A 2,369-nucleotide genomic window follows, 5' to 3' on the forward strand; every position below is an offset into this window, starting at 1 on the left:
TACATCAGCGCCACCTTGCATGAATTTCCGGCCCAGGCGTTCCGCGCAAATCCATCACCGCTCAGTCCATCGCCAAAACCCTGCACTGGCCCAATCGATACCCCTCGCTGGCTCCATCGGCTGGTCAGGATCGTGCATCAATGGATCCAGACTCGATGTGAATGAACGTAAATCTTCGAGCAGACCTTTCCCGTGTTCCCGAGCATCATCTATTTCCCCGAGGATTCCCGCATGAAAGTTTCGGCCTGGCGTTCAAACCCAAAAAATGGTTCGCTGCTCAAGATCGCACGCGTGTTCGTTGCCTTATGCACCGCAACGCTCGCTGGCCACGCGCTCGCGGCCGACAAGGAAGTGACGATCGCCTATCAGGACATGATGGTGCCGTGGCGTTACGCTCAGCAACTCGACGAAGTCGGCAAGCAGACCGGCTATAAAGTCAGCTACCGCAAGTTCGGCGGCGGCGGCGATGTAATCCGTGCTATGGCGTCGGGCAACGTGCAGCTCGGCGAAGCAGGGTCAAGCCCGGTCGCAGCCGGTCTGAGCCAGGGGTTGCCTATCCAACTGTTCTGGATTCTCGACAACATCAACGACGCAGAAGCGCTCGTCACGCGCAACGGCAGCGGCGTGACCACGGTCGCGCAATTGAAAGGCAAGCGCCTCGGCGTGCCGTTCGTATCGACAAGTCACTTCCATGCATTGCTCGCTCTCAAGAAAGCAGGCTTGAGCTCGTCCGATGTCAAGGTGCTCAACATGCGGCCGCCAGAAATCGCGGCAGCCTGGGAGCGCGGCGATATCGATGCGACTTACATTTGGAACCCGGTATTGTCCAAGGTGGAGGCGAACGGGAAGGTCGTCACAACATCCGGCAAGATCGCCGCCGATACCGGCCTCGCGACGTTCGATGGCTTTGTCGTGAACCGTGACTGGGCGAAAGCCAACCCGCAATTCATGGCGACGTTCGTCAAAATTCTGGCAAAGGGCGACGCAGATTATCGTGCGCATCCGGATCAGTGGACAGGCGCGACGGCAGAAGGAAAGGCAGTTGCAGCCGTGTCGGGCGGTGCGCCGGACGAGGTCAAGGAATCGCTCGCGCTCTACCAGTTTCCGACGGCGAAGCAGCAGGCATCGAGCGAGTGGCTCGGCGGCGGCAAGGCATCGGGCGCCGCGAAGTCCTTGCAAGCAACAGCGGATTTCCTGAAGGACCAGAAGACGCTGCAGTCGACATTGCCCGACTATTCGGTTGGCGTCACGGACGAATATGCCAGAGCGCTCGCCCAGTAGCGAGGGCGTGCGGCTGCAAGAATTGCACTGACCAGCTCATTTACGGATATCCACCATGCTCGAAATCAAGGATCTGTCGATCGAATATCCTGCCAAAAAAGGCCCCCCGAATCTGGCGCTCGAAAACGTCTCTCTGTCTATAGAAGCCGGTGAATTTGTTGTGGCGCTCGGGGCGTCGGGGTGCGGCAAGACAACGTTGTTGAACACGATCGCCGGCTTCATTGCGCCCACCCGTGGCGAAATCGTGCTCGACGGTAAGGCGGTCGATGGCCCTGGATTCGAACGCGGTGTCGTGTTCCAAAAGCATGCGTTGATGCCATGGATGAACGTGATCGAGAATGTGGAGTTCGGTCTTCGCCTGCGCAAGATGCCGTTGCATGAGCGACGCCCGATCGGCATGGAGTGTCTTCGTAAAGTTGGTCTCGCTGACGCCGCTCACAAGCCGGTGTACGAGTTATCGGGTGGGATGCAGCAGCGTGTGGGCGTCGCGCGGGCGATCGCATCGTCACCGCAGGTAATGCTGCTTGACGAGCCTTTGGGCGCCCTCGACGCCTTCACGCGGGAGTCGATTCAAGAGTTGTTGCTGGACCTGTGGAACGAATCGAAGGGCGTATTCTTTTTCATCACTCACGATGTGGAGGAGGCGCTCTTTCTCGCGACGCGCCTGATCATCATGGCGCCCCACCCGGGGCGTGTCGTGCATGAAATGACGCTGCCGTTCGCGCGGCAGTTTCTCGAATCGCGTAATGCACGCGGCACGAAAGCGAGTACTGAGTTCATTGCGATGCGTGAGCGTGTGCTGACGCTCGTTCACGAAACATCATCGGGAGGAGTCCACTAATGGTATCCCCTTCCGGTACAAAAGCCTTGAGCGTTGCAGTCGATCCGAACGCAGCAAGCGAACGGTCGCAGGCGCGCACGCGGCGCAAGCGCGCACGTAGTTACGGCGCGCTGGGGCAGGGAAGTACTTGGCAAATCAGCCTTGTCACCACGCTAATCCTGCTGGCGCTGTGGTGGATCGCGACGCGGTTCGGCTGGGTCAAGCCGCTGTTCCTGACCTACGTCGTGGTGCTGGCGTTCGCCGCGAG

The 2,369-nt window shown here is 59.4% G+C and carries 2 protein-coding genes and 1 pseudogene; all 3 read left to right on the top strand.

Translation table 11 applies throughout. From position 1 onward, the window contains the following. Positions 1–231 precede the first annotated feature (231 nt). Positions 232–1,281, top strand: a complete 1,050-nt coding sequence (gene tauA, locus ACFFAR_RS31000) for a taurine ABC transporter substrate-binding protein (RefSeq protein ID WP_375509204.1) — start codon at positions 232–234, stop codon at positions 1,279–1,281. Positions 1,282–1,336: 55 nt separating this feature from the next. After that, positions 1,337–2,122 (top strand): ATP-binding cassette domain-containing protein, encoded by a 786-nt coding sequence (locus ACFFAR_RS31005; protein WP_174365720.1) that lies wholly within the window; start codon positions 1,337–1,339, stop codon positions 2,120–2,122. Further along, positions 2,122–2,369, top strand: a pseudogene (locus ACFFAR_RS31010) (hypothetical protein); the annotation flags it as partial. The gene ACFFAR_RS31005 and the pseudogene ACFFAR_RS31010, both read left to right, overlap by 1 nt.

It is taken from the genome of uncultured Caballeronia sp. (genome assembly GCF_964243625.1).
Classification (GTDB): Bacteria; Pseudomonadota; Gammaproteobacteria; order Burkholderiales; family Burkholderiaceae; genus Caballeronia.